The sequence below is a fragment of the Bacillus sp. FSL R5-0593 genome (genome assembly GCF_038603755.1).
Classification (GTDB): domain Bacteria; phylum Bacillota; class Bacilli; order Bacillales; family Bacillaceae; genus Bacillus; species Bacillus velezensis.
Map to the genome: position 1 here is coordinate 4,137,196 of NZ_CP152011.1, position 26,452 is coordinate 4,163,647.

Genomic DNA, 26,452 nt, shown 5'->3' on the forward strand with positions numbered 1-26,452 from the left:
TTAAATAACTGGTTGGTTTTTGTAAAGAGGAGTGAGAAAGATGAGAAAGAAAACAGTTCGAATCGGTATATCTTACAGTCTGATGATTGGGTTGTGGGCATCAGCTTTCCCGGGAATTCGAGCGGGTTTGGAGAGTTACACGCCGGAACACCTCGCTTTGTTTCGCTTGTTGATTGGGTCAATGGCATTGGTGGTTTTTGCTGTTTTGACTCATATGCGTTTGCCTGACATGAAGGATATCCCTGCTATTTTATCGTTAGGATTTTTAGGTTTTGCACTATATCACATTTTGCTGAATATCGGAGAAAAAACAGTTAGCGCAGGGACAGCAAGCTTACTCGTGACCATGACACCTATTTTTTCTGCAATGTTATCTCGTCTGTTTTTTGGTGAACATTTTGGGCTTTATAAATGGATTGGCTCTATCATAAGTCTATTGGGTGTGTCGATCATTTCATTTGGGGCAGGAAACTATACAAATTCAGTGAACGGCATTTTGTTAATCCTGCTGGCAGCTTTTTCTGAGAGTATTTATTTCGTTTTTCAAGCTCGCTATATAAAAAAATATGGATTTATTCCATTCGTTACATTCACTATTTGGGGCGGGACAATACCTATGCTTGTATTTCTGCCTGGCTTAGGGGAAGAGTTTTTGAACGCTTCAATGAACTCAACATTGTCTATCGTTTACTTAGGTTTATTACCAACGGTTGTGCCTTACTTTGCACTTGCGTATGTAACTTCACTCGTCGGTGCTTCAGAAGCAGCCATTTCACTTTATTTAACACCAGCCGTAGCCTTGGCCATTTCTTGGGTGTGGTTAGGTGAGGTACCTGCGTTTATTGCACTGACAGGCGGGATGGTTACAGTCGCCGGGGTGTGTTTCACCTATCTAACAGTAAATAAAACGATAAAGATTTTAAATCCTTACTTCTTATCTAAAAAGCAATAAGGTGGATGAAGTTTAACCCTGAAAATCGAGTCATAAGCAGTTCTCCTTTTTAATGACTTGGGTTTGGTTCACAAAGTTGAGTGTATGAATTTTTTTAGAGGATTGTGGTATGTTAAACATACAAATATTAATAGAAAGAGGTGAGCCCATGCCAAACAATAGCAAACCCAATAGATTAATCGCTGAGAAGTCTCCATATTTACTTCAACATGCTCATAACCCTGTGAATTGGTTCCCTTGGGGAGAAGAAGCCTTCGAAAAAGCGAAACGCGAAAACAAGCCGGTTCTTGTCAGCATCGGCTATTCGACGTGTCACTGGTGTCACGTAATGGCCCACGAATCCTTTGAGGACGAAGAGATCGCCGGTATGTTAAACGATAAATTCATAGCCATCAAGGTTGATCGTGAGGAGCGGCCTGATGTGGATTCCGTGTATATGAGAATCTGCCAGCTGATGACGGGGCAGGGCGGGTGGCCGCTGAACGTATTCGTCACACCAGATCAGAAGCCGTTTTATGCGGGGACGTATTTTCCGAAGACGAGCAAATTTAACCGCCCGGGCTTTATCGATGTGCTTGAACATCTGTCCGAAACGTTTGCGAATGACCGGCAGCATGTCGAGGATATCGCCGAAAACGCCGCCGCTCATCTTGAAGTCAAGGTTCACCCGGCCGAGGGCATGCTTGGCGAACAGGCGGTTCATGACACGTATCGCCAGCTGGCCGGCGGGTTTGACACAGTGTACGGCGGGTTCGGCCAGGCTCCGAAATTTCCGATGCCGCATATGCTCATGTTTCTGCTTCGCTACTACAGCTATACGGGCAAGGAACAGGCTTTGGCCGGCGTAACCAAGACACTCGACGGCATGGCGAACGGCGGAATTTTTGACCACATCGGGTTCGGTTTTGCCCGCTACTCGACTGATAATGAATGGCTCGTGCCGCATTTTGAGAAAATGCTGTATGACAACGCCCTTCTCCTGACCGCATATACAGAAGCCTGCCAAGTCACGGGTAATGAGCGCTACAAACAGATTGCGATGCAGATCGTAACGTTTATTCAGCGGGAAATGATGCATGAAAACGGCAGCTTTTTCTCAGCTTTAGACGCTGATACCGAAGGCCGTGAGGGGAAATATTACATATGGTCCAAAAAAGAAATCATGAACCTTCTCGGTGATGAACTCGGCCCGCTTTACTGCAAGGTGTATAACATCACAGATCAAGGCAATTTTGAAGGCGAAAACATCCCGCACCTCATTTTCACGCGGCGTGAGGCCATCCTCGAAGAGACCGGCCTTACCGGACAGGAGCTGGCCGAACGCCTTGAAGAGGCAAGAACAAAATTGCTGGAGGCCCGTGAAAACAGAAGCTATCCGCATACAGATGACAAAGTGCTGACCTCATGGAACGCGCTCATGATTGCCGGGCTGGCAAAAGCCGCAAAGGTATTTCACGAGCCTGACTTTCTCAGCATGGCGGAAACAGCGATCCGCTTTCTCGAACGACACCTCATGCCGGACGGGCGCGTCATGGTCCGCTATCGCGAGGGCGAAGTGAAAAATAAAGGGTTTATCGATGATTACGCTTTTCTCATCTGGGCTTACCTTGAACTGTATGAAGCGGGTTTTAATCCGTCTTATCTGCAGAAAGCGAAAACGTTATGTACAAGCATGCTGGAGCTGTTCTGGGATGAACGGCACGGAGGTTTCTTCTTTACGGGGAATGATGCTGAGACCCTTCTTGTCAGGGAAAAAGAGGTTTATGACGGGGCCGTGCCTTCAGGAAACAGCGCGGCTGCCGTACAGCTGCTTCGTCTCGGCCGCCTGACGGGTGATATATCACTGATTGAAAAAGCCGAAGCGATGTTTTCCGTATTCAAACGGGAAATAGAGGCCTATCCGAGCAGCAACGCTTTCTTCATGCAAAGCGTACTGGCACATACAATGCCCCAAAAGGAAATCGTTGTTTTCGGAAGGAAAGATGACCCGGACAGAAAACGTTTCATTGAGGCGCTTCAGGAGCATTTCACTCCCGCCTATACGATTCTCGCCGCAGAACATCCGGATGAGCTTGCCGGCATTTCTGACTTTGCCGCGGGTTATCAAATGATCGACGGGAAGACAACGGTCTACATTTGCGAGAATTTCGCCTGCCGGAGGCCGACGACGGATATTGATGAAGCGATGAACACCTTACAAATCAGCAGCAGAGCCTAGGCGGCCTGCTGCTTTTCTTTTTTCACAAAACGGAATGCGAGCCATGCGAAGATGATATTGATCACCAGAGTCGATATGCAATCATATATTTCATAGCCGCCGGCTGCTGTTGTAAATATCGACGGAATGCCGCCGTACACCGAATGATCCTCTGTGAGAAAGATAAATAAAAACATATTATTGGCAGCGTGACCGCCAAGAGACATCTCCAGACTGCCCGTTTTAATCGTGATAAAGGTCCAGATCATGCCAATGGTGACATATCCGATTCCCGCCCAGAGAGCTCCATTTTCCATTTCCGGATTTCCGAAATGAAGTGCGCCGAATAATCCGCCGATAATGACTGTCAGAACCACCGCGTTTGCCGTCAATTTTCCGGCGAACTGAAGCAGAAAACCGCGAAAGAGAAATTCCTCCGCAGAGGTTTGAATCGGCACCAACAAGACGGCCGCCGCTAACAGCAGCAGAAAACGTGAAGCATGGAATTCCTGAAGCATGAAACGATCCGGATGAATTGTAAAATCAATCAGCCCCGCGACAAACATCAGCACAACATATGTGCCGAATCCAAAGAAAATCCTCTTCCAGTTCAGCGACTGATTCGGTGTGATGATGGATAAAAACCGCCGTTTCATAATGAAACGAACTGCTATCCAAATGCCCGGAATCGCTATGAAATAGACGATATGCTGTAAATAAATATCCGCCAGCGGGTCACTTAATGCCCCCTCATCCCAATTTATCGTCAGTGAAGGATTGAAAGCGGACGTGAGAAACATATAAAACACGGTCAGTATGCTTCCGAAAAAGAACAAACCCACAATGACCAACAGAGAAAGAATATATCTCGATACACTATTTTTTCCCTCTGTGGGCCGTACAAACGTATTCATATTTATGCATCAACTTCCTTTCCTTCAACATTTTACAATATAAACAGAAACAGATATAGGAAATGTTATATGTTTTAAGAAGAAAGCGCTATGCCGTTTCCTTTGGCTCTGGTTATTTACACTCTGTTTTTGCCAAAAAAAGACCTTTATAATGTAGTCGTCAGATAAATTCACAGTATTTTCTGATTACAATTGCAAAGTCAGGGGGTTTTTTATGAAACATCAGACATTCTCAAATGTAGCGAACCGATTAGACCGTCTCCCCATTTCACGTGTGCACTATCAAGTATTAACCGCTCTCGGAATCATCTATTTTTTTGATCTCGCTGATCTGTTTACGCTCAGCAACGTGGCTCCGGCGCTGATTGAGCATTGGGGCGTGAAGCTGTCCACCATTGCCGACATCACCGCCGCATCATTCCTGGGCATGTTTTTAGGCGCGTCCATCGGCGGAAGGCTGTCCGATCGGATCGGCAGGAAAAAAGCGCTGAATTGTTTTGTCCTTGTCTTTTCGATCTCATCTTTTCTGAATGCGCTGGCATGGGACATTCCGTCCTTAATGATTTTCCGCTTCTTGACCGGTCTCGGCGTCGCGGCCGCCATGATTGTGACGAACAGCTATTTGGCGGAATTTTTTCCATCCTCCGTACGGGGAAAATACATCTCCCTTTGCGCCATGATCGGACTAATCGGCGTTCCCGTCACAAACGTTGTTTCCGCTTTTGTCATTCCTTTAGGCTCATGGGGGTGGCGGCTCGTATTCATATGGGGGGCGGCCGGTCTCATTTATTTCTTTTTTATCCGCCGGCTTGAGGAATCGCCGCGCTGGCACGAAAATCGGGGCGCATATGATCAGGCAAACGCCATTATGAACCGTCTTGAAGCACGTATAGAGAAAGAAAAAGGCCCGCTTCCCGTGCCAAAAGAGGCGGCAGAAGTACATACAGTGAAGCACGCAGGCTACTTAGGGCTGTTTCAGGGCAGGAATTTAAAGATCACCATCATCCTGTCAGCGGTATGGATTCTTGAAACCTTTGGCTTTTACGGCTTTGCTTCATGGGTGCCCAGCCTGCTGAAAAGCAACGGCATCACCATGGAAAAAACGCTGTGGTACAATGTGCTTCACTCTGTCGGCGCGCCGCTTGGCGCATTGCTCGGTTCCATGATATCCGAGACGTTCCAAAGGAAATGGATTCTGGCCGCAAGCGCCTTTCTGACTGCCATTGCCGGACTGTTATACGGCATGACGTTTATTCCCGTCATGATTATTGTGTTTGGATTTGTCGTTAACGTCACGGAACGGATCTTCACCTCAAATCTATACGCCTACACATCGGAGCCGTATCCTACGGAATATCGCTCGGCCGGGAGCGGGCTGGCGTACGGGCTCGGCCGTTTTTCCAATATATTCGGCTCCCTGCTCGTCGGATTTATTGCCGTTAAGCTCGGCTACATCAGCGTCTTTTTGTTCATCGGCGGCTGCTGGCTTCTGTGTTCCGTTTTGTTAATCCTCTTCGGCCCGAAAACAAATGCACAGCAAATTTAATCAAAAAAACAGTGCGGAATCACTCCGCACTGTTACACTGTGATTTCTATCAAATTGCCTTCCCCATCCTCTATCACGCTCTCATAATATCCGTCACCCGTCACGCGCGGGCCGCTTACAACCTGAAATCCATCATTTTTAAACGTTTCCGTCAATTCATTCACCCGCTCCTTGCTGCCTGTAGAAAATGCGAGATGCGCCCATCCGGTCATATTCTGTGACGGAACTTCATCAATGCCGCCTTTTTTCATAAGTTCCAGCCTGCATCCAGAGTCAAATGAAAGAAAATACGATTTGAAATCTTTTTTCTCATTATGATAAAGGTCATTGGCCTTGGCGCCGAAGTATGTCTCATAAAACTCTTTCATCCGTTCCAAATCTTTCACCCATATCGCTGCATGTTCAATTCGCATATGTCCGCCTCCCTTTTTTTCTCAATCTATTTATAAAGCATGAAACCCATTTCAGCTCAAGACTTTTTCCGCTGAAATTGATGCATAATTTGTTTTTTAGCTGTTTCTTCGTGAAAAAACAATAAAAATGCTTCCTTTCCGACCCGTTCCAAATGAAGTTCCAGGGATGGAATATTCAATGCCCGGCTGACGCTCAGATTTCCCTCGCCGATGATCTCCGCGTCCCATTTCTGTTCTTTCGCAAACTGGTACAAGCCGGCAGCCATGTCATCACTGTGCGCATAGATGGCCGTCGGCGCCTTGTCGAAACCCCAGAAGTGCTCACCCGCACGCTTTCCGTCGTCCATATCATGGCATCCGACCAGAATGCGGGTTTCATCAAGAGAGCCGAAGACCGCCTTATATGCGGTTACCTTGTCGGCCGTACTCGGGCTTTTTTCCGCTTCCCGCACACATGTAAAAGCAACGTCTTGATGTCCGCGGTTTTTCAAATACAAAAAGCTTTCTCTGTATGCTGCCTGCCTGTCATTATAAGCGCAGGGAATCTCTTGATGCTGTGTATATTCACAAGCGACAATGGGACCGTATTCCAGGTAAGGCACGGCGGTCTCCCATTCATTCGCGCGGGACGTGACAATCAGTCCGTCAATCTTTTTCATTTTCAGCAGTTCGAAATAGGTCATCTCTATAGCGGGGTCATAATTGGTGGGGAGAAGGGTTGTCACGTAATCATGGGCAAACGCTTCCTTCGTGATACCGTTTACAATTTTGTCAAAGCAGGGATGGTCGCTGTACGGCAAAATCACACCGATTGTATTAGTCTTTCCGCGAATCAGATCAATGGCGGTTCGATTAGGGGTATAATCCAGCTCCTTCATCACTTGATTCACAAGACGCCTTTTCTCCTCAGATACGTACGGATGTCGGTTTAATACGCGTGATACGGTGGCCACCGACACATTCGCCAGTTTCGCAATCTCTTTTATATTTGCCATGTGCTCCTCCATTTTCGGTGATAAAAAAGCAGCAAGAGTGGATTTCTCTTACTGCTATCTCATCATAAATCCACTGTCATTTCAACAGGGCAATGGTCAGAACCCATGATATCGGCACAAATGGCCGCTTGGCTGATCCGCTGCTTCAGTCTGTCTGAAACAATGACGTAATCAAGCCGCCAGCCGATGTTTTTCTCACGTGTGTTCGTCCTGTAAGACCACCAGGAATAGGCGCCTTCCTGGTCAGGATATAAATAGCGGAATGAGTCGGTAAATCCGGCGCTCAGCAGGACGCTGAACGCTTCCCGCTCCTGCTCCGAGAAACCGGCGTTCTTCCGGTTGGCTTTCGGATTTTTTAAGTCTATCTCCCTGTGTGCGACATTCAGATCGCCGCATAAGATCACAGGCTTCTTCCGGTCAAGCTTCTGCAGATAATCCTTAAAATCGGCTTCCCATTGAAGACGGTAATCAATTCGCTCTAATCCGCGTTTGGCATTCGGCGTATAACAGTTGACGACAAACACGTTCTCAAATTCAAGCGTGATCACCCGTCCTTCTTGATCATGTTCGTCAATCCCCAGTCCATAGAACACGTGCAGCGGCTTTTCTTTCGAAAAAACAGCCGTGCCTGAGTAGCCTTTTTTCACCGCATAGTTCCAATAGGCGTGATATCCTTCAGGTTGTAATGATACTTGTCCGTCCTGTACTTTTGTTTCTTGCAGACATAGAATATCGGCTTCCGTTTCTTGAACGTAAGTATTGATATCTATCTTTTTCATCACGGCACGCAAGCCGTTTACATTCCAAGACATCAGTTTCATGTGATCCCTCCTGTCCGGCTCATCCGGTATTCCAGTGTTTCAATGTTTCCGCCCTCTAATGCCAGCAGCTGCTTTTTCATTTCTAAACCGCCTCTGAATCCGGTCAGTTTCCCGTTTTTTCCGATGACGCGATGGCACGGAACCGTAATCAGTACCGGATTTTTTCCAATCGCGGCGCCCACGGCTCTTACGGCTGCCGGTTTCTGAATCATTTTTGCTATATCCGAATAGGAGTATATCTCGCCGTACGGTATGTCCATAAGCGCTTTCCATACAGCAAGCTGAAATTCTGTCCCGTAAAGATCCAACGGCACGGAAAAAGCTGATCTGCCATTTTCAATGTACTCGGACAGCTCTGCCGTGTAAGGAGCCAGCTTTTCATCATCACGTGCCAATCGGTATTGCGGCAGTGATTTTTTTGCCCACTGCTCAAGCTCTTCAAAGCTTCCATAATTTGAGCCTATAAAGCAAAGCCCCTTAGATGTGGCGGCTGTATACAGGCTCCAATCATTCCGTGTGAAGAGTGTCCAATAGATCATAGGCTCTTTACTCATATTGAACCTCCCTGTCCCATTTTGGCCGTTTTTCTGTATTCTGTGGGCGAACTCCCGGTTCCCTTTTTAAAAAGGGTCGCGAAATGCGCTGTGTTTGGAATTCCGACAGTCAGAGCGATCTCCATGACTGTCATATCAGTATGCTTTAAAAGGTGTTCCGCCTTCGACAATCTTATTTTCTGTATATACGCAATCGGGGATATTCCCCTGATTTTTTTAAATGTCCGCTGTAAATGATAGGGGCTGCCGTGACACATTTCGGCCAGTACACTCAGAGTCAGGGATTCGTGATAATGGCGTTCAATGTATTCAATGATTTGAGCAATCCATTCTTCATCAGGAAGACGAAGACCGTTCGGCCGGCACCTTTTACAGGGACGAAATTGTTTCTCGAGCGCTGCATCAGCCGTGTCAAACACCAGCACGTTTTCTTTATTCGGAACTCTCGATTTACAAGAAGGCCGGCAGAAAATCCCTGTCGTTTTTACTGCATAATAAAATGCCCCGTCATAAGAAGCATCATTGTGTATGATTGCGCTCCACTTTTCATCAGTCAGGATATTTCTGTCTGTCTCCATCTCAGCCACCCCCTGTTTTTCAGTATAAACAAATTCATTGGATAAGTACGCGTTTTTGAATAGAGGAGCAAGATAACAAAGATAGGTGTCAGGAGCACTTCCATGTTTCATGTGAAACATTTCGGCAAGATGGAGAGGGACTGATATAAAAAAAGAGCAGGAGCCCGCAGGCTCTTGCTCTTTTCTTTCGGCTTACTCGCCAGTTACGTATGGAAGTAAAGCCATTTGACGTGCGCGTTTGATCGCGATAGTCAATTTACGTTGGTATTTCGCGTTTGTTCCAGTTACACGGCGAGGTAAGATTTTACCACGCTCAGAAACAAACTTTCTAAGAAGATCTACATCTTTGTAATCGATGTGCGTAATGCCGTTAGAAGTGAAGTAACAAACCTTACGGCGTTTCGCACGACCGCCTCTGCGTCCTCCTGCCATTGTCATTTCCCACCTTTCTCGTTATGAATATAGCGATAATCTATTAGAACGGAAGATCATCATCCGAGATGTCAATCGGCTTGCCGTCGTTGGCAAATGGATCATCATTAAAGCTGTTCCCTTGATTTCGTCTCTGGTTGTTCTGATTTCCGCCGAACGGATTATCATTTTGGCCTCCGCCAAAGTATTGGCCTCCGCCGCTGTTTCCTTCGTTGTATCCGCCTGATCCAGAACCGCCGCTGTTTTTAGGCTCAAGAAATTGAACACTTTCAGCTTGGACTTCTGTCACGAAGACACGCTGTCCCTGCTGGTTTTCATAATTTCTTGTCTGGAGTCGGCCGTCTACGCCGGCAAGGCTTCCTTTTTTAAGAAAGTTTGCAACGTTTTCGGCTTGTCTTCTCCAAGTGACACAATTAATGAAATCGGCTTCACGTTCTCCGGACTGGTTCGTGAATGTACGATTCACAGCAAGAGTAAACGTGGCGACAGCCGCACCGCTTGGCGTATAACGAAGCTCTGGGTCTTTTGTCAGTCTTCCGACTAATACAACTCGGTTAAGCATATGAAAGACCACCTTTTAACATTATATATTTCAAATTGCTTATTCTTCTTCTTTAACAACGATGTGGCGAATGATATCGTCACTGATCTTAGCTAAACGGTCGAATTCAGCAACCGCTGCAGCTTCAGACTGAACGTTTAAGATTTGGTAGAAACCGTCACGGAAATCGTTGATTTCGTAAGCAAGACGACGTTTACCCCAATCTTTTGTTCCAGTGATCTCCGCTCCGTTAGAAGTCAATACGTTGTTGAAACGCTCGATAACTGCCTTCTTTGACTCTTCGTCAATGTTCGGACGGATAATGTACATAACTTCGTACTTTTTCATCTGTTTGCACCTCCTTTTGGTCTAAGCGGCCCTATAATGGGCAAGGAGCAATAATTCTATTACTCACAAGTTTATATTATACCAAAGCTCTTGTCCCTTTACAACTGTGTCCTATACATTAAATCGGAAATGAATGACATCTCCGTCTTGGACTACATATTCCTTACCTTCCAGACGCACTTTTCCGGCTTCTTTCGCTCCGGACATTCCGTCGCCTGCCAAAAGGTCTTCATAAGCAACCGTTTCAGCGCGGATAAAGCCGCGTTCAAAGTCAGTGTGGATGATACCCGCACACTCAGGAGCTTTCATGCCTTTTCTGAATGTCCATGCGCGCACTTCCTGTTCGCCCGCCGTAAAGTATGTCGCAAGGCCGAGAAGAGAGTATGACGCTTTAATCAGCTGATCAAGACCTGATTCTTCGATGCCGAGCTCCTCAAGGAACATTTGTTTTTCTTCGCCTTCCAATTCAGCAATTTCAGACTCAATTTTCGCGCAGACGACGATAACTTCGGCGTTTTCACCCGCGGCGTACTCCCGGATTTTCGCAACATATTCATTATCTGAAGGATCAGCCACTTCATCCTCGCTTACATTTGCTACATAAAGCACGGGTTTTGACGTAAGCAAATGAAGCTGCTTCACAAGCTTTTGCTGTTCTTCCGTAAATTCAACGGAACGGGCAGGCTTTTCTTGTTCGAAAGCTTCTTTTAATTTAGACAGAATGTCAAATTCAAAAACCGCTTCTTTGTCTTTTTGCTTAGCAAGCTTGCTTACACGCGTGATGCGTTTTTCGACTGTCTCCATGTCGGCAAGAATCAATTCAAGATTGATCGTTTCAATATCGTCAATCGGATCGACTTTCCCTGACACGTGCGTAATATTGTCATCAGCGAATGCGCGTACAACGTGGCAGATCGCATCTACCTGACGGATATGAGAAAGAAACTTATTTCCGAGTCCTTCACCTTTTGATGCGCCTTTTACGATCCCCGCGATATCAGTGAATTCAAACGCAGTCGGCACCGTTTTTTTCGGGTTCACCAATTCAGTCAGCTTTTGCAGACGTTCATCCGGCACTTCCACGATTCCCACGTTCGGATCAATTGTACAGAACGGGTAGTTGGCTGATTCGGCACCAGCCTGGGTAATTGCATTAAATAACGTCGATTTTCCGACATTCGGCAAACCGACAATTCCAGCAGTTAAAGCCATTCTTTCATCTCCTCTATATCAAACCATCATCGTATAAACGTATTGTAAACCTAGAGCAATTATAAGGAGGTTCATAGGAAAAGACAAGCTGAGAAAAAAGCATTTCCCGCCCTCTCTCTCCTTAGATTATCCTTTTTTAACCGCTACCAGACAGTCAAAAAGCGTACTTCCCATTCCATTATCGGAATTTGAATCCTTTGTGAGCATGTTGACGGAGCCTCCGAATGCCGCCCACATGCCTTCATCTATATTCACCGTCTTCGGGTGAGCCTGCTTCATGATTTTCACCCTGCCGCGCAGACGGCCGCGGTCATTGTATACCTCTGCCGTATCTCCGTCTTGAAGTGAAAGCTCCTCGGCGATATCCGGCGACAGGTCCACCTGAATCTGCTGAAGCTTTTCAATAAACGGCACGTGCTGTGAATGATTGGAGCGCTGCGGGTGAATGGACAGCAGCGTATACGGATATTTCCCGGCCAGTCCGGCGTCATGATAAACAGACTCCTCCGGCACTTCCAATTGAGGGAGGCCGCTGTATCCTTTCTCTTCTGCCAGTGACGAGACGAATTCAAATTTTCCGCTCGGGGTTAAAAATTGAAAATCACTCCACGGAACCTGTTTGACCGGAAGCGGCATATGTCCTTTTTCCTTTAATTGCTCAAGGGTGATTCCTTCTTTCTCCAAAGAAGAGAGCCCCATTTTTAAGAAATCTTCCGTACTGTAATCAAAGAGCTCCCCGTATCCGAGACGCTTTGCGAGTTCCGTCCAGATCCAGCGGTCTGATTTTGCCTCTCCCTGCGGTTCCGCAAGCTTCTTGCCATATTGAACATAGTGATGATACATGCTGGAATAATAAATATCTTCCTCTTCGAAAACAACGGCTGTCGGCAGCACATAGTCACAGAGCTTCGCCGTATCGGTCATGACCGAATCAATGGCCACTGTGACCGGTGTTTTTTCAAATGCTTCCTTCACTTTTTTTGTATTCGGCACCTGTGTCAGCGGATTGCCGCACGTCACGATGATCATTTCAATCGGCGGATCGGCTGCATTCAGCGCCTCTTCGGCTTGAGTCATCATCGAAAACGTTCTCGAACTTTTCTTCAGATCAGGACGGGTGAGCTCGGCCTTTGCAAAGCTTTCACCGACTTGCACATTTCCGAAGTTTGCGCCGCCGCCTTTGATACCGACATTTCCGCTCGCCGCAGCTAAAGCGTCAATCCACCGTATCGTCCCGCCCCCGTTTTTATATCTCTGCATCCCAAGACCCATAAAAGTGGAGGCGGGACCGTCAGCATATAAATCAGCAAGATATTCAATCACTTCTAAAGACGTTTCTGTTTTCTCAATGATCTCCTCAATAGAAATCGTCTGCAGAAGCTTTTCTATTTCTTCAAAACCGACCGAATGCCTTTGAATGAAATCGGAATCGGTTCTGCCGGTTTGGCATAATATTTTTAAAACACCCGCCGCAAGCCAGCCATCCATGCCGGGTTTAACGGATATATACCGATCGGCAAGCTTGGCAGTCGGGTTGAAAATAGGATCAATGACCGTCAGTGTCGCTCCTTTTTTCTTCACCTGCTGCAGATGATGATAGAGGTGCATATTCGTCCGGGACACGTTTCTGCCCCATACGATCACATGCTTGCTGTGATAAATATCAAGCGGTCCATGCCCGTAAGAACGCCCGAAATCCCAGCGCTGCGCTTCAATGCCGGAACCCCAGCAAATGCTGCCCGCAATCTCCGTCACACCGCCGTATCCATTGAAAAAACGCTGGTCGAGCGCCTTCAAAAGACCGTTATTGGCGTAATCATGACTGTGCAGCACTGCGGCAGTGCCCAACGTCTCCTTAATCACCGCCATTTTTTCAGCAATTTCATCTAACGCCTGCTCCCAGGAAATGCGGACAAATTCGCCGTCTATCTTTTTTAAAGGAAAACGAAGCCGTTCCGGCGCATTCGTTTTCGCCTCCAGCATTCTGCCACGGCCGCAAATTTTCCCTTCCGTAATGGGATGATTCGGGTCTCCGTCTACTTTCGTCACCTTTCCATCCTCAACTGTCACCAAAAAGCCGCAGCTGTCCCAGCAATTCAGCGGGCACGCTGACTGATGCACTTTGCTCATCGGGCCTCTTCCTCTCCTCTATATGAAAAAGCATGAGCGCCAGCCCTTATGATGCAGGCTCCTCATGCTTGACGAGTACTTTTTTCAGCTTTCTCTCAAAATCTCTTCTCGGAATCATGACACTGTGGGAACAACCCGTGCATTTAATCCGAATATCCATTCCCATCCGAATGATTTTCCACCTGTTTTCACCGCAAGGATGCGGTTTCTTCATTTCAACAATATCATTCAGGCCAAAGTCTTTATCCGCCAAGACCCTTCACCTCTCTCCATAGACTGCTTTATTTATTGTACAAAAAAAAACAGGATAAGAGCAACGGCCGCACTCAAAATGAGCATTATACTTTTTTCCATCTCCCTAAAATAGGGTAAAGAAGAAGACATACCAGCAAATAAAGACTTAAAAGCCCGTAAATGGGATATAAAATGGCGATCAAATCTGAAAAACCGATTGTCGTAAAAGGCACCATCACAGCTAAAAGAAGAGATACGAGCGTCCATCTCGGCAATTTCACAAATGCAAGCATGCGGCTGGACAGCCCGAACAGACCGGTCACGGTTGTCGTATAGATGGCTAAAAAAAGCACGGCGGCCATACAAAGAAATAACGGATAAGGAGCGCCTTCAAGGACGGCGAAAAGAGGAATCTCATATTGTGTAAGACTGCCTGAAAGCTGTACAAGCGTTTCATTGTAAACAAATGAAATCATACCGAAAATCAGCCCGCTTGCAACGCTTGCGATTTTCGCTTCTCCCAGTCCCTTCATATCTTTTCCGATTGAAGAAAGAACAGCGACAACAGAAAGGATGTTTAAGGACGTGAAGGTAATGCTTGCCGGCCAATTATACTGGCGGGTCAAATCTATCGTCCACGTGTAATGATGGGTTGTCTGAAAAAAGACCAATGCATATAACAGCCCCGCTACAAGAATCGGTATCAAAATACTATTCAGAGATAATATTCCTTTTATATCCCAAAAGAATAAACCGACGGTCACAATGCAAAGAAGAAAAATACCGATCCAAAACGGCAGTTTGTACATTTGCAGCGTCACACCGCCGCCGGCAATCATAACCATCGTCATTGAAAACAAATAAAACATAATAAGCACATCATAGACTTTAGCAAGAGCCGGCCCCATCAGATGCTCAAGCACAGGTAAAAAGTGCGTTGATTGAACCCGATAGCTGATCTTCAACACAATATAAGCCGAAATCGTAAACATGACTGTAAACAATACAATAGCCAGTCCGCTTTCGACACCGAAAAACTGCCATATTTCCTGCCCGCTTGCATATCCAGCCCCAATCTGGCTGCTTAATATGAGCAGCATCCACTTCATCCCGGCTCTCCACACCCTCATCACCTCATAAAATTTCTGATCATCTCCGCATATTGCTACTATATTGAGTGACAGCGGCAATCATTCATACAAAAGGGACAAATATGGTATGATAACGACGATTGACTATTCAGAAAAATTCACTTATGCAAGGAGCTCAAACCATGTACATCAGGCGTTTAACCGCAAATGATACCCAGCCTTATTCCGATATCAGGCTCAAAGCTTTAAAAGATCACCCGGACGCATTTGCCGTCAGCTACGATGAGGAGAAAGAATGGCCGTCCGAAAAATTTAAAGCCAGGCTTGAAGCCGACAATGCCATCGTGCTTGGCGCCTTTGAACAAGACAGACTGATAGGAATCCTCAAGATCTCCAAGCATCCGCTGTTTAAACTAAGACACATTGCGGTTATCGGTTCTATGTATATTTCCCCCAAACACCGAGGGTCAGGCGAGGGAAAAGCTTTAATGACGGAAGCCATCAGCCGAGCAAAAAAGATGAAGGACACAGAACAGCTTCATCTCTCTGTTACCTCAACAAATGAACCCGCAAAAAAACTCTACGCTCAGTTAGGATTTATCCTCTTCTCTACAGAAAAAAGAGCGCTGAAATTGGATCATCAGCGATATGTTGATGTAGATCAAATGGTCTTATTTCTTTCATGAACTTAGAGAATAACTGCTCTGGGTTCTTTTTTCTATCCCGCTCTTTTCAAACAACCGGCATGCTGATCATGGCATAAGCATAAAAAAAGGCAGCGCTGGATATACTGTAAACAACCATACATCACCAAAAACAACAATGTAATACTCGTATGACATGACAAGGAAGTGAACCTTATGAATCGAAAAGGCGGGCTTTTTTCTCAAGAACGGGCAAAACAATATGTATCTCATACGGATTCTTCTGCTGCGAATCAAATACAAGCGATCCTTACTTCATCTTTACGTAAAGCAGCCGGCAGACCGTTAGTCACCGTGTGTATCGGCACAGATCGGTCGACCGGAGATTCATTAGGTCCGCTCGTAGGAACAAAGTTAGAAAAAATGAATTTAGGCAGATTGCACGTTTACGGCACGCTGTCAGATCCTGTTCACGCCGTCAATATGAAAGACAAGCTGAAAGATATTCAACATCTACATAAAAATCCGTTTATTATAGCGGTTGATGCTTGTTTAGGCCGCGTCAAAAGCGTAGGGTCATTTCAAATTGGCGATGGGCCGCTGAAGCCCGGAGCAGGTGTTCAAAAAGATCTTCCTGAAATCGGTGACGTCCATATCAATGGAATCGTCAATGTCAGCGGGTTTATGGAGTATTTTGTCCTGCAGAATACGAGGCTTCATCTTGTTATGAGCATGGCAAATGTTTTAGCAGAGGGGTTACAGCTGACAGATAAATCAGAAGGCCGGCAGGAACGGCTCAGTCCGTTTCATAAGCTGACAAGACGTATATAAAAAACCATCTTTTTTTAAAAAGATGGTTTTTACGCTTCTCTTTCAGACAATAGTTCCAGGATACGTTCAAGATCTTCATTTGAGAAAAACTCAATCTCAATCTTCCCTTTTTTCTTTTGTCTCTTAATATTTACTGTTGTTCCGAAGTAATTTTGCAAATACGATTCCCGCTCTTTTAACACCACATCTTGAACAGGTTCTTTTTTCTTTGTTTCACGTGGAACATTGTTGTTTAACTGCTGAATCAGCTGCTCAAGCTGACGGACGTTCAGCTGTTCTTCAACCACTTTCTTCACAAGCGGTTCAAGCTTGTTTTTATTTTTCAAACCAAGCAAGGTTCTGCCGTGTCCCATGGATAACGTACCTTCTGCAATGAGGTTCTGGATGCTTTCCGGCAGTGTCAGCAGTCTTAAATGGTTGGCAATATGAGGCCTGCTTTTCCCAAGCCGTTTAGCGAGCTGTTCCTGGGTTAAATCCAAATGCTTCAGCAGTGAGTCATATGCCAGAGCTTCTTCAAGCGGTGATAAGTCTTCACGCTGAAGGTTTTCCAAAAGAGCGATTTCCCGCATCAGCGATTCAGATAAATCCCGCACGATAGCCGGCACTGTCTCTTTGCCGGCAAGTTTTGCGGCGCGGTAACGGCGTTCGCCGGCTACAATATCATAGCCCTTCAATGATTTTCTCACGATAATGGGCTGAAGAATGCCATGCTGAATGATGGATTCCTTCAGTTCAGCTAATGACTCATCGTCAAATTGTTTTCTTGGCTGATAAGGATTGGGACGTAAATCACTGATTTTAATCTCTTCCACTGTCTCTTCAGACAAATCAACCTGATTAAACAACGCGTTAATCCCTTTTCCGAGTCCGCCTTTAGCCATTCGCTGCCACTTCCTTTGCTAAATCTAAATATACTTCCGCACCTCTCGAACGCGGATCGTATAATATGATCGGCTTGCCGTGACTCGGCGCCTCACTTAAACGGACATTGCGAGGAATAATGGTTTGATACACTTTATCTCTAAAGTATTTCTTTACCTCTTCTATCACTTGAATGCCGAGATTCGTTCTGGCATCAAGCATCGTCAGAAGCACTCCTTCTATCATTAAGTCGGTATTTAAATGTTTTTGCACAAGCCGAACTGTATTTAATAATTGACTCAATCCTTCAAGAGCGTAGTATTCGCACTGAACCGGGATAACGACTGAATCTGAAGCGGTAAGCGCATTAATCGTTAATAACCCGAGAGACGGAGGACAATCAATAATCATGTAATCGTAATTTTGTTTCACAGATTCTAATGCTCTTTTCAGCCTGACCTCCCGTGAGATCGTCGGAACCAACTCGATTTCCGCTCCCGCAAGCTGGATCGTGGCCGGAATGACATCTAAGTTCTCTACTGAAGTCGGTTTAATAATATCTGTAACATCTGCATCATCTACTAAAATGTCGTACACACAATGATCCACATCGGCTTTTTCAATCCCTAATCCGCTCGTTGCATTGCCCTGCGGATCAATATCAACAAGAAGAACCCTTTTACCTATGTAAGCCAAGCAAGCCCCCAGATTAACAGAAGTCGTCGTCTTCCCGACTCCGCCTTTTTGGTTCGTAATTGCTATGATTTTTCCCACGATGTCACCTACCTTCACATGAACATATACTGTCTTGTTTCTATCTTATCAAAAAAAGAGTAAAGCGTTTTATTTTTTTCATAATTTGTTTATCAGCAAGTGAAAAAAATGTAAACGAAAAAGACACTTTCTAATATAAGTTCTCCGATAAAGTACCTTTTTTGACTGTAAAAAGACAATTCACGACACAAAAAGATAAAATTTTACATATATAATGTATAGTGCACAATAAATCTATCATTATATCAAAATAGTTTTTTGATTAAAATAAAAACTCCCCTGCTGATCAGGAGAGTTTTTATTTAGGTATCCGAATGGTAAGCTGGATGTACTCTTCGAATTCTTCTTCTTCAGTATTCAGTCTGACGCCGCTGTCTTCTACCATAGACAGTGACTGACGAATCGTATTCATCGCAATTCTTGTATCCCTGCTGAACGCTTTGCGTCTCGGCTTTGGTTTCTGCTTATTCTGTTCAAGCATTTTCACCACTCTGTCTTCCGTCTGCTTGACGTTTAAGCTTTTCTCAATGATTTCCGCAAGCAATGTGACCTGAAACTCCGGCTGTTTGAGCGGAATCAGTGCTCTTGCATGACGTTCCGTAATTTTTTTCTCCATAATCGCATCCTGGACGGGTTCCGGGAGCTTTAACAATCGGAGCTTGTTCGCAATCGTTGACTGGCCTTTTCCTAAGCGCTGCGCCAAGGCTTCCTGTGTTAAATCATGAAGTTCTAACAGCCTTGCGTACGCATGAGCTTCCTCAATGGAGGACAATTCTTCCCTTTGCAGGTTTTCAATCAAAGCGACAGATGCTGTTTCCGTATCAGAAAAATCTTTAATAATTGCGGGAATCTTCTCCCATTCAAGCGTCTGTACCGCTCTCCAGCGCCTTTCACCCGCAATGAGCTCATATTGTCCTTCATCTTCTGTATGTCTGACAACAATCGGCTGAATGATGCCGTGTGTATGGATAGTCATTGCTAACTCTTTGATTTTTTCATCTGAGAAAATGGTGCGTGGCTGAAAACGGTTGGGAACGATAGCATGTACCGGTATTTCGAGTATCTCTTCTTTGTTTGTATCATGCTCAGCTATCTCCGGTTCCTCTTCCTTCTCACCAAACCCGAAGAAACGAGAGAATGAATGCTTCATGTACCTACACCACCTTTAAAAACTGCCATTTTTATAATTCTATTTTCTCATGGTTTTTCCTGCTGTATCTTCATCAATTTTGCAGAAAATATGATGGAATTGTCACATCAGGCTGTCTAAATTACCCTTCAATTGGCGATTTATTTGGAGTACCCGGTTTTCTCGGATATTTTTTCGGAGTGCTTTTCGTCTTGCGAATGATCATGATGTTCCGTTCACTTTCTTCAACAGGAAGTGTAAAGGAATGAACTTGTTCAAGCTCTCCTCCCAATACTTTAATCGCCTTTTGCCCCGCTTTCAGCTCTTCATCAGCTGCTGCTGCCTTTAGTGCGGCAAATACGCCGTTTTTCTTGGCCAGCGGCAGACAAAGCTCACTCAGGACCGACAGACGCGCCACCGCACGGGCCGTCACGAGATCGAAGCTTTCCCGTACGTCTTTCCGTTGTCCGAATGTCTCCGCTCTGTCATGGACAAATGTCGTATGCTCTAATTGTAAAGCATCAGAGAGAGTTTCCAAAAACGTAATCCGCTTATTCAGTGAATCGACGATGGTGACATGCAGATGCGGGAAGCAGATTTTGATGGGCAGGCTCGGAAAACCGGCGCCGGCGCCGACATCACAAAGAGTGGTGACCTTTTCAAAATCAATATAAAATGCCGCCGTTATCGAATCATAAAAATGCTTGAGATAAACTTCCTTTTTCTCAGTGATGGATGTCAGATTCATTTTTTCGTTCCATTCCACGAGCATCCGGTAATACAACTCGAATTGCTCCAGCTGGCGGTCAGAAAGGGAAATCCCTTTCTCCGCTAAACTGGATGTAAATTCCTCTATATTCATGCCGTCATCCTTTCTATTCAGCTACCTTGGCAATACGGCCCTGCTCCAGGTATACCAGCAAGATTGAAATGTCTGCCGGATTGACGCCGGAAATACGGGACGCTTGAGCAACTGATAAAGGACGCACTTCTTTCAGCTTTTGACGGGCTTCAGTAGCAATTCCTTTAATGGCGTCATAATCAATCCGATCAGGGATTTTTTTATTTTCCATTTTCTTCAGCTTTTCCACTTGCTGCAAGGATTTTTCGATATATCCTTCATATTTCACCTGAATTTCCACTTGTTCCGCCACATCTTGCGGCACCGGAGAATCTGCAGGCGCAAGTTTTGTCACTGTTTCATAATTCATTTCCGGACGTTTCATTAAATCTGTGCCGCGCACTCCGTCTTTCAGCTCGCTTCCGCCGAGTGAACGGATATATTCCTGATTCTCAGGAGACGGCTTGATAATAACAGACCAGAGACGTTTTTTCTCCGCCTCGATCGCCGCTTTTTTCTTCTCAAACGCTTCATAGCGCTCATCAGAAATTAAGCCGATATCGTGGCCGATTTCCGTCAGACGAAGATCCGCGTTGTCGTGACGGAGCAGCAGTCTGTATTCCGCCCGTGAAGTCAGCAGACGGTACGGTTCATTGGTTCCTTTCGTTACCAAATCATCAATCAATACACCGATATAAGCATCGGAACGGCTGAGGATCACTTCTTCTTTTCCAAGCGCTTTGCGGCCTGCGTTGATCCCTGCCATAATTCCTTGCCCGGCTGCTTCCTCATAACCTGATGTACCGTTAATTTGACCGGCCGTGTACAGGTTAGGGATTTTTTTCGTCTCCAGTGTAGGCCAGAGCTGCGTCGGTACAATCGCGTCATACTCAATCGCGTATCCGGCTCTCATCATCTGCACCTTTTCCAGTCCCGGAATGGTCGCCAGCATCCGCTGCTGCACGTCCTCAGGAAGACTCGTGGATAAACCTTGAACGTATACTTCCTGCGTATTTCTGCCTTCCGGCTCAAGGAAAATCTGATGACGCGGTTTATCATTAAACCGAACGACTTTATCTTCAATCGAAGGGCAGTATCTCGGTCCCGTTCCTTTAATCATACCGGAATACATTGGCGAACGATGCAGGTTGCTGTCGATGATCTCATGAGTCTCAGGACTCGTGTAAGTCAGCCAGCAAGGCAGCTGATCGGTAATGTATTCAACCGTTTCATATGAGAAAGCGCGCGGAACCGGGTCCCCCGGCTGGATTTCTGTTTTGCTGTAATCAATGGAATCGCTTGAGACACGAGGAGGCGTGCCCGTTTTAAAACGGACGAGATCAAAACCGAGCTCCTCTAAGTGCTCAGAAAGTTTAATAGACGGCTGCTGGTTATTCGGACCGCTTGAGTAAGACAGATCACCGAGAATGATCCGCCCTCTTAAATACGTTCCGGTTGTCAGCACGACCGTTTTTGCCTTATATTCAGCACCGGTTTGCGTAATGACACCGCGGCACTCCCCGTCTTCAATGATTAAACGCTCGGCAATCCCTTGAAGAAGTGTCAAATTCGGTGTTTTTTCCAGCGTATGCTTCATTTCGTGCTGATATTGGAATTTATCCGCCTGCGCACGCAGCGCCCGTACGGCTGGACCTTTTCCTGTATTCAGCATTCTCATTTGAATATGAGTTTTATCTATATTTCTAGCCATTTCTCCGCCGAGCGCGTCAATTTCGCGGACGACAATCCCTTTCGCGGGGCCGCCGACAGACGGATTACATGGCATAAACGCAACCATATCAAGATTGATCGTCAAAACAAGCGTTTTGGCTCCCTGGCGCGCGGATGCGAGGGCAGCCTCAACACCGGCATGCCCGGCGCCGATGACAATCACGTCGTATTGGCCTGCTTCATACCCCATGGTTTTTTCCTCCCTTTTATTTACCTAAACAAAATTGTGAAAAGAGCTGATCAATTAAGCTTTCGTGGACGGCATCACCGATGATTTCGCCCAGCAGCTCCCAGCACCTTGTCAAATCAATTTGCACCATATCAATCGGAACATCCTGTTCAATTCCGTTCAGCGCATCATCAATCGCTTGCTTTGCCTGATGCAGAATCGAGATATGACGGGTGTTGCTGACATAGGTGAGATCTCCGCTTTCGATCGCTCCTGTATAAAATAGCGACTGAATCGCTTCCTCTAAATCTTGAATGCCTTCTTCTTTCAGCAATGAGGTCGTAACGACAGGCCGGCCTTTCGCCAGTTCCTTGACGCGCTCAGCGTCAATCTTAGCCTCAAGGTCCGTCTTATTCATAATGACAATGACGTCCATTCCCTCAATCGCTTCAAACAATTTCACATCTTCTTCAGAAAGCTCTTCGCTGTGGTTAAGCACAAGCAAAATGAGATCCGCTTCCTTCAGAACCTGCCGTGACCGTTCCACACCGATTCTTTCGACGATGTCTTCTGTCTCACGGATTCCGGCGGTATCGACAAGCCGAAGCGGCACGCCTCGGACATTGACATATTCCTCAATCACATCACGCGTCGTTCCCGGAATATCGGTTACGATCGCCTTCGTTTCATGGACAAGGCTGTTAAGCAGAGAGGATTTTCCGACGTTCGGACGGCCGATGATCACGGTAGACAGTCCCTCACGCAAAATTTTCCCCTGCTCAGACGTACGGAGCAGCGCCTCGATTTCTTTCTTCACGCCGCTTGCCTTCTCTACTAAAAGCTGATGCGTCATTTCTTCGACGTCATCATATTCCGGATAATCTATATTAACCTCAACATGGGCAAGTGTTTCTAACAACTCATCACGCAGACGGCGGACAAGCGCGGAAAGCCGTCCTTCCATCTGGTTCATGGCGACATTCATGGCACGGTCCGTTTTGGCCCTGATCAGATCCATCACCGCTTCCGCCTGTGATAGGTCAATCCGTCCGTTTAAAAATGCGCGCTTCGTAAACTCACCGGGTTCTGCCAGTCTCGCACCTTCTCTTAAAGCAAGCTGGAGCACCTGATTAACCGTCACAATACCCCCATGACAGTTGATTTCAATGACATCTTCCCTTGTGAATGTTCTGGGCGCTCTTAAAACAGACACCATGACTTCCTCAATAATCCGTCCCGTCGTGCTGTCCGCGATATGCCCGTAATGAATGGTATGCGATTCTGCCGAACTGAGCGTTTTGCCTTTCGGACCCTTGTACATTTTGTCGGCGATCTTTACGGCTTCAGGGCCGCTCAGCCGAACGATCGCAATCGCGCCTTCACCCATCGGAGTTGAAATCGCTGCAATTGTATCCATGCTGTTCACCTCTCTTTATCTCTGTTTCCATCTATATAAAAAATTTTATTTACGCCAAAATTAAAAGATAACATAGTTTGGTTTGAAGTGGAAGATACGTTATCCACAAAGGCAGAAATTCATCCCTTATTACTTTAACTTATCCACATGTGAATAACAATTAATTTTATTTCCTAAAACCTTTTTTATCAACAGCATAGACCGAAAAAGAAAAAACTTAAACGCAAAAAGTGCGATTCTGCTTAGGAATAGAGCCATTTTTACCAATAAAAAAACCGAAGTTCCGATTTTACCCGGACTTCGGTTTTCTGCTATCTTTATGGGAAATAACGAGGTGGCGGTACCGGCCTTCACCGGTAGAAAACGTTTTGATATTTGGATGCTTTGACAGCGCGTCATGGATGATTTTTCTTTCACCTGACGGCATCGGTTCTAAATGCACATCTTTTTTCGTTTTCGACACTTGCTTGGCCAGCCTGTTTGCCAGCTGCTCCAGAATTTCTCTTCTTTTCCGCCGATAATTCTCAGCGTCGACAACGGCTTGGCGATACTGGCCGGAGCCGCGGTTCAAAACAAGCTGCGTCAATGTTTCCAGGGCATTGAGTGTTTGTCCTCTTTTGCCAATAAGCAGCGCCGCTTTTTCACCTTTAATGTGAAAACAGACTGTTTTCTTGTTTTCTTCCGTAACAATCTCAGAAGGTCCGGCAATGGAATGGATGATTTCTTCCAAATACGCTTTCGCTTCATGAACAGGATTTTTTTTCTCTTCCAGTTCTACGATCGCATTCTTTTTTCCGAAAATACCCAAAAACCCTTTGTATCCTTCTTGCACCACCGTTATTTCTACTTGATCTTTCGTCAGTTGAAGTTCCTGAAGGCCTGATTGAACTGCTTCTTCGACATTCCGTCCCGCAGCAGTCACCTTCTTCACTTTTTCTTTCCTCCCGCTTTCTGCGTTTCCGGATCGTGTTTAATGTCAGGTCCTTTAATAAGGAATGTCTGAGCAATCATAAACAGGTTTCCGACTACCCAATACAGAGAAAGCGCGCTCGGGAAGTTGATCGCAAATACGATGATCATGATCGGCATAATCCATACCATCATCGCCATTTGAGGATTCTGAGTCGGATTTCCGGCCATCATCAGCTTCTGCTGGACAAAAGTGGCCACACCGGCAACGATAGGAAGAATATAGTAAGGATCCTTCTCTCCTAGGTCAAACCATAAAAAGCTGTGCTGTGAAATGGCTTGCGTACGCATAATGGCGTGGTAGAATCCGATCAAAATCGGCATTTGAATCAGGATCGGGAAACATCCGGCCAGCGGGTTTACCCCGTGCTTTGAAAACAGGGCCATCGTTTCCTGCTGAAGCTTCTGCTGCGTTTTTTGATCTTTAGAGCTGTATTTTTCTCTGAGCTTCTGCATTTCAGGCTGCAGCGCCTGCATCGCTTTTGAGCTTCGAAGCTGCTTGATCATCAGCGGCAGAATCAGCAGACGAATTAAAATCGTAACGATGATAATCGATAAACCATAGTTATCGCCCGTCAGTTTCGCTACGTACGTAATGACTTCTGACAATGGATACACAACATATTTGTCCCAGAAATGCGGACTATTCGCCGTAATCGGCTCTTTCACACTCGAGCACCCGGCCAGCAGCACGAGCATACCGACCATACTCAGTAGTAACCATATTCTCCTTTTCAAGAACGTTTCCTCCTATACCAATCTTTATGAACCTTGTATGTATTTTAGCATCTTTCAGTTTCAAATGGCGTTCATTTTTCGCCAAATAAAAGGAAGCGCTTTTAAAAACGTGAAGAAAACAAAATATGAGCTATTTTGACGAAGATTTCTTATATAATGAGGTTTTTCTGAATAAGTGCTGCAGACTCTTTTTCGTTTCTTCAAAACTGAGGTCGCCGGCGGGTTTTCTTGCGATAATAATAAAATCTTTCGGCTTGAGCAGCTCTTTTTCCTCCTGAACAGCCTGTCTGATTAACCGCTTCACCCGATTGCGCACGACGGCATTGCCGATTTTTTTACTGACAGAAAGCCCTACCCGGAGCTCTTCCTGTTTCGGCTGATCAAGCGTATACAGCACGAACTGGCGGTTTGCCATAGACGTTCCGCGTTTAAACACTTTTTGAAAATCTTCATTTTTCTTTAACCGATTTCGCTTCTTCACTTTAATTCACTCCGATATTCACTCGCAGAAACTTTTATTTCTATCTAAAAAAAACGGGCCGCCGGAATACTGAAGAAATTTCTCCAGTACCGGGCGACGCATGACATCTCACTCTCTTAATGTGAAAAAAGACCACTGACATTATTCAGTGGCCTAAGCTGATAATACTTTTCTGCCTTTGCGGCGACGGCGTGCTAATACTAGACGACCGTTTTTTGAACTCATACGGCTTCTGAAGCCATGAACTTTACTGCGTTTACGGTTATTCGGTTGGAATGTTCTTTTCATTTATGACACCTCCCTCGAGGAATAGCTGTTAAAGACAGTCTTACTTATTATATTTGTGCTGCCTATTCATTGTCAACTTCAGCAGTGCTTTTATTTCTTACAACCATAATAGGATAACATACCTTAACCAGTTTAGAAACCTTATTTTTCATATTCCTTTTTTTAACGCAAAAAAAAAGCCGCGCTCCCCCGAAAAAACGACATGTGGATAATTTTTTGGCCTTTTTTTAATATCCACAGTCGTTATCGACAACATTTTCACATTGCTAACTCCTGTGGACAAAGATTTTTCAACAAGTTGTCAGGTTTGTGGATAAGATTACGAGAACCATTGCAAGTCCTCGCTTAATTTGATATTATATTTGTGTTTTAACTCTTAATTACTTATCCAGCCCATTCTCTTTATCCACAAACTGTGGATAAGTTGTGGATTGTTTTCACACAGCTTGTGTAGATTGTTGTCCACAACTTGTGGAATTTGTCGAAAAGCTGTTTTTCTACTATACTATATGTTTTCAACATTTCGTGTGTACGAATGGTCAGAGCCATATGCTCTTTTTTTGTGTTCTATAACAGGAAAAGGGCGCGGATTTTTAAAGAAAAGGAGGGCTGTGCCGGATA

Annotated in this window: 28 protein-coding genes; 5 read left to right on the top strand and 23 right to left on the bottom strand. The window is 45.5% G+C overall.

Annotated features, from left to right (window positions below):
- The first annotated feature begins 40 nt into the window (after window positions 1–40).
- Together NYE36_RS20625 and NYE36_RS20630 are read left to right on the top strand one after the other, a co-directional pair.
- A complete protein-coding gene (locus NYE36_RS20625; RefSeq protein ID WP_113766410.1) occupies window positions 41–952 on the top strand; it encodes an EamA family transporter in 912 nt (303 codons plus the stop codon).
- A 148-nt stretch (window positions 953–1,100) separates the two neighbouring features.
- Window positions 1,101–3,170, top strand: coding sequence for a thioredoxin domain-containing protein (locus tag NYE36_RS20630; protein WP_244805618.1), 2,070 nt, complete (start codon window positions 1,101–1,103; stop codon window positions 3,168–3,170).
- Here NYE36_RS20630 and NYE36_RS20635 read toward each other — a convergent pair.
- Window positions 3,167–4,063, bottom strand: a complete 897-nt coding sequence (locus NYE36_RS20635; RefSeq protein ID WP_053573843.1) for a CPBP family intramembrane glutamic endopeptidase — start codon at window positions 4,061–4,063, stop codon at window positions 3,167–3,169. The two genes, NYE36_RS20630 and NYE36_RS20635, sit on opposite strands and share 4 nt — an antisense overlap.
- 214 nt (window positions 4,064–4,277) lie before the next feature.
- Here NYE36_RS20635 and NYE36_RS20640 point away from each other — a divergent pair, with 214 nt between their 5' ends.
- A complete protein-coding gene (locus tag NYE36_RS20640) occupies window positions 4,278–5,609 on the top strand; it encodes an MFS transporter (protein ID WP_053573842.1) in 1,332 nt (443 codons plus the stop codon).
- A gap of 32 nt (window positions 5,610–5,641) precedes the next feature.
- On the opposite strand, the gene NYE36_RS20645 is transcribed toward NYE36_RS20640, so the two are convergent.
- From NYE36_RS20645 to NYE36_RS20700, 12 genes are all read right to left on the bottom strand, one after another.
- On the bottom strand, window positions 5,642–6,022 hold the full coding sequence (locus NYE36_RS20645) for a VOC family protein (protein ID WP_015418645.1): 381 nt from the start codon (window positions 6,020–6,022) through the stop codon (window positions 5,642–5,644).
- 56 nt (window positions 6,023–6,078) lie between these two features.
- The gene (locus NYE36_RS20650; protein WP_113766392.1) at window positions 6,079–7,017 is read right to left on the bottom strand and encodes a LacI family DNA-binding transcriptional regulator; all 939 of its coding nucleotides are present in this window, start codon (window positions 7,015–7,017) and stop codon (window positions 6,079–6,081) included.
- 62 nt (window positions 7,018–7,079) lie between these two features.
- Window positions 7,080–7,838: an exodeoxyribonuclease III gene (gene xth / locus NYE36_RS20655; protein ID WP_064115179.1), complete on the bottom strand. Its 759-nt coding sequence runs from the start codon at window positions 7,836–7,838 to the stop codon at window positions 7,080–7,082.
- Window positions 7,835–8,392 carry a methylated-DNA--[protein]-cysteine S-methyltransferase gene (locus NYE36_RS20660; protein ID WP_113766391.1) on the bottom strand — a complete coding sequence of 186 codons (558 nt, stop codon included), beginning with the start codon at window positions 8,390–8,392 and terminating at the stop codon, window positions 7,835–7,837. The genes xth and NYE36_RS20660 overlap by 4 nt, the downstream gene beginning before the upstream one ends.
- Window positions 8,389–8,970 (bottom strand): bifunctional transcriptional activator/DNA repair enzyme AdaA, encoded by a 582-nt coding sequence (locus tag NYE36_RS20665; protein WP_039253109.1) that lies wholly within the window; start codon window positions 8,968–8,970, stop codon window positions 8,389–8,391. The genes NYE36_RS20660 and NYE36_RS20665 overlap by 4 nt, the downstream gene beginning before the upstream one ends.
- A gap of 192 nt (window positions 8,971–9,162) precedes the next feature.
- Window positions 9,163–9,402 carry a 30S ribosomal protein S18 gene (gene rpsR / locus NYE36_RS20670; RefSeq protein ID WP_004392983.1) on the bottom strand — a complete coding sequence of 80 codons (240 nt, stop codon included), beginning with the start codon at window positions 9,400–9,402 and terminating at the stop codon, window positions 9,163–9,165.
- Window positions 9,403–9,445: 43 nt separating this feature from the next.
- The gene (gene ssbA, locus NYE36_RS20675; RefSeq protein WP_004392979.1) at window positions 9,446–9,964 is read right to left on the bottom strand and encodes a single-stranded DNA-binding protein SsbA; all 519 of its coding nucleotides are present in this window, start codon (window positions 9,962–9,964) and stop codon (window positions 9,446–9,448) included.
- Between the two features lie 39 nt (window positions 9,965–10,003).
- On the bottom strand, window positions 10,004–10,291 hold the full coding sequence (rpsF, locus tag NYE36_RS20680; protein WP_004392977.1) for a 30S ribosomal protein S6: 288 nt from the start codon (window positions 10,289–10,291) through the stop codon (window positions 10,004–10,006).
- A gap of 111 nt (window positions 10,292–10,402) precedes the next feature.
- Window positions 10,403–11,503: a redox-regulated ATPase YchF gene (gene ychF, locus NYE36_RS20685; RefSeq protein ID WP_342496869.1), complete on the bottom strand. Its 1,101-nt coding sequence runs from the start codon at window positions 11,501–11,503 to the stop codon at window positions 10,403–10,405.
- Between the two features lie 126 nt (window positions 11,504–11,629).
- A complete protein-coding gene (locus NYE36_RS20690) occupies window positions 11,630–13,633 on the bottom strand; it encodes a molybdopterin-dependent oxidoreductase (RefSeq protein ID WP_199022283.1) in 2,004 nt (667 codons plus the stop codon).
- A gap of 46 nt (window positions 13,634–13,679) precedes the next feature.
- Window positions 13,680–13,886: a DUF951 domain-containing protein gene (locus NYE36_RS20695; protein ID WP_012118942.1), complete on the bottom strand. Its 207-nt coding sequence runs from the start codon at window positions 13,884–13,886 to the stop codon at window positions 13,680–13,682.
- An 85-nt stretch (window positions 13,887–13,971) separates the two neighbouring features.
- Window positions 13,972–14,997 carry a hypothetical protein gene (locus NYE36_RS20700; protein WP_088005468.1) on the bottom strand — a complete coding sequence of 342 codons (1,026 nt, stop codon included), beginning with the start codon at window positions 14,995–14,997 and terminating at the stop codon, window positions 13,972–13,974.
- Window positions 14,998–15,140: 143 nt separating this feature from the next.
- Between NYE36_RS20700 and NYE36_RS20705 the strand changes: the two genes are divergently transcribed.
- Both NYE36_RS20705 and yyaC read left to right on the top strand, forming a co-directional pair.
- Complete coding sequence (locus NYE36_RS20705) at window positions 15,141–15,644, top strand: GNAT family N-acetyltransferase (RefSeq protein WP_094032967.1); 504 nt, start codon at window positions 15,141–15,143, stop codon at window positions 15,642–15,644.
- Window positions 15,645–15,818: 174 nt separating this feature from the next.
- Window positions 15,819–16,433, top strand: a complete 615-nt coding sequence (yyaC, locus tag NYE36_RS20710; protein ID WP_004392969.1) for a spore protease YyaC — start codon at window positions 15,819–15,821, stop codon at window positions 16,431–16,433.
- A 29-nt stretch (window positions 16,434–16,462) separates the two neighbouring features.
- On the opposite strand, the gene NYE36_RS20715 is transcribed toward yyaC, so the two are convergent.
- The 10 genes from NYE36_RS20715 to rpmH form a co-directional block, all read right to left on the bottom strand.
- Window positions 16,463–17,314 carry a ParB/RepB/Spo0J family partition protein gene (locus NYE36_RS20715; RefSeq protein WP_004392966.1) on the bottom strand — a complete coding sequence of 284 codons (852 nt, stop codon included), beginning with the start codon at window positions 17,312–17,314 and terminating at the stop codon, window positions 16,463–16,465.
- Complete coding sequence (gene soj / locus NYE36_RS20720; RefSeq protein WP_007409899.1) at window positions 17,307–18,068, bottom strand: sporulation initiation inhibitor protein Soj; 762 nt, start codon at window positions 18,066–18,068, stop codon at window positions 17,307–17,309. The genes NYE36_RS20715 and soj overlap by 8 nt, the downstream gene beginning before the upstream one ends.
- A gap of 298 nt (window positions 18,069–18,366) precedes the next feature.
- On the bottom strand, window positions 18,367–19,218 hold the full coding sequence (gene noc / locus NYE36_RS20725) for a nucleoid occlusion protein (protein WP_007409900.1): 852 nt from the start codon (window positions 19,216–19,218) through the stop codon (window positions 18,367–18,369).
- Window positions 19,219–19,339: 121 nt separating this feature from the next.
- On the bottom strand, window positions 19,340–20,059 hold the full coding sequence (rsmG, locus tag NYE36_RS20730; RefSeq protein ID WP_007409901.1) for a 16S rRNA (guanine(527)-N(7))-methyltransferase RsmG: 720 nt from the start codon (window positions 20,057–20,059) through the stop codon (window positions 19,340–19,342).
- Between the two features lie 13 nt (window positions 20,060–20,072).
- Window positions 20,073–21,959, bottom strand: a complete 1,887-nt coding sequence (mnmG, locus tag NYE36_RS20735) for a tRNA uridine-5-carboxymethylaminomethyl(34) synthesis enzyme MnmG (RefSeq protein ID WP_007615086.1) — start codon at window positions 21,957–21,959, stop codon at window positions 20,073–20,075.
- A 16-nt stretch (window positions 21,960–21,975) separates the two neighbouring features.
- A complete protein-coding gene (gene mnmE / locus NYE36_RS20740) occupies window positions 21,976–23,355 on the bottom strand; it encodes a tRNA uridine-5-carboxymethylaminomethyl(34) synthesis GTPase MnmE (protein ID WP_094032968.1) in 1,380 nt (459 codons plus the stop codon).
- 289 nt (window positions 23,356–23,644) lie between these two features.
- A complete protein-coding gene (gene jag / locus NYE36_RS20745) occupies window positions 23,645–24,286 on the bottom strand; it encodes an RNA-binding cell elongation regulator Jag/EloR (RefSeq protein ID WP_020958121.1) in 642 nt (213 codons plus the stop codon).
- A complete protein-coding gene (gene spoIIIJ, locus NYE36_RS20750; RefSeq protein ID WP_007409906.1) occupies window positions 24,283–25,032 on the bottom strand; it encodes a YidC family membrane integrase SpoIIIJ in 750 nt (249 codons plus the stop codon). The genes jag and spoIIIJ overlap by 4 nt, the downstream gene beginning before the upstream one ends.
- Window positions 25,033–25,192: 160 nt before the next feature.
- On the bottom strand, window positions 25,193–25,543 hold the full coding sequence (gene rnpA, locus NYE36_RS20755) for a ribonuclease P protein component (RefSeq protein ID WP_004392944.1): 351 nt from the start codon (window positions 25,541–25,543) through the stop codon (window positions 25,193–25,195).
- A 153-nt stretch (window positions 25,544–25,696) separates the two neighbouring features.
- Window positions 25,697–25,831: a 50S ribosomal protein L34 gene (gene rpmH / locus NYE36_RS20760; RefSeq protein WP_003178075.1), complete on the bottom strand. Its 135-nt coding sequence runs from the start codon at window positions 25,829–25,831 to the stop codon at window positions 25,697–25,699.
- Window positions 25,832–26,452: the final 621 nt, after the last annotated feature.